At 76.5% G+C, this 1283-nt stretch carries 1 protein-coding gene; it reads left to right on the forward strand.

Translation table 11 applies throughout. The annotated features are described in order from the left end of the window. Window positions 1-204 precede the first annotated feature (204 nt). On the forward strand, window positions 205-1283 hold a 1079-nt coding region (locus NOD94_RS41095), incomplete at its 3' end, for an FAD-dependent oxidoreductase (protein WP_281211347.1).

A 1283-nucleotide genomic window follows, 5' to 3' on the forward strand; every position in this document is an offset into this window, starting at 1 on the left:
GTTTTTTTTTTTGTGCGGACCCGAGACCGGGCGGGGGGGCGGGGCGGGGGGGGGGGGGGGGGTGGGGGGGGGGGGGGGGGGGGGCGCCCCCCCCCCCCCCCCCCCCCCCCCCCCCCGCGGCCCTTTCCGTACCACTCCGGCCGTGAGGCCGGTACGGGCGGGAAGATCCCGCGGTCACCCGGAGTTGGTAGAACCGTGAACGAAATGGCGCGGTACGCGGAAGCACCGGCAGAGGTGGACGTCGTGGTCGTCGGCGCCGGGCAGGCGGGCCTGTCCAGCGCCTACCACCTGGCCCGGGCCGGCATCGGCCACGTGGTGCTGGACCACGCGCCGCGCCCCGGCGGGGCCTGGCAGTTCCGGTGGCCCTCGCTGACCTACGGCAAGGTGCACGGAATGCACGCCCTGCCCGGCATGGAACTCACCGGCGCCGATCCGTCACGGCCCTCGTCCGAGGTGATCGGCGCGTACTTCGCCGCCTACGAGGAGCGCTTCGACCTGCGCGTACGCCGCCCCGTGGACGTCTCGGCGGTGCGCGGGGACGCTTCGGGCCGGCTCCTGGTGGAGTCCTCGGCGGGCACCTGGTCGGCGCGGGCGCTGATCAACGCCACCGGCACCTGGGACCGGCCGTTCTGGCCCCGCTACCCGGGCCAGGAACTGTTCCGGGGGCGCCAGTTGCACACCGCGAACTATCCGGGACCCGAGGAGTTCGCCGGGGCCCGGGTGGTGGTCGTGGGCGGGGGCACCTCGGCGGTCCAGCACCTGCTGGAGATCTCGGGGGCGGCGGCGGAAACCACGTGGGTCACGCGACGGCCGCCCGTCTTCCGCGACGGGGCCTTCGGCGAGGCCGAGGGCCGGGAGGCGGTGGCGCGCGTGGAGGAACGGGTCCGCCGGGGGCTGCCGCCGCGGAGCGTGGTCAGCGTGACCGGACTGGCGCTGACCGACGCCGTACGGGCCGGGCTGGATTCCGGCGTGCTGGAACGGCTCCCGATGTTCGACCGGATCACCGCGTCCGGGGTCGCGTGGGACGACGGCCGCCGCGTGGACGCCGACGTCATCCTGTGGGCCACCGGCTTCCGGGCCGCCGTCGACCACCTGGCACCGCTACGGCTGCGCGAGCCCGGGGGCGGCATCCGCGTCGAGGGCACGAGGGCGGTCCGCGACGAGCGGATCCACCTGGTCGGCTACGGCCCCTCCGCCTCCACGATCGGCGCCAACCGCGCGGGCGGCGCGGCGGTCCGCGAGATCCGCCGCCTACTGGCCCGCGCCCCGGAGCCGGCCGCGGC

The organism is Streptomyces sp. Isolate_45, from assembly GCF_024721315.2.
Classification (GTDB): Bacteria; Actinomycetota; Actinomycetes; order Streptomycetales; family Streptomycetaceae; genus Streptomyces.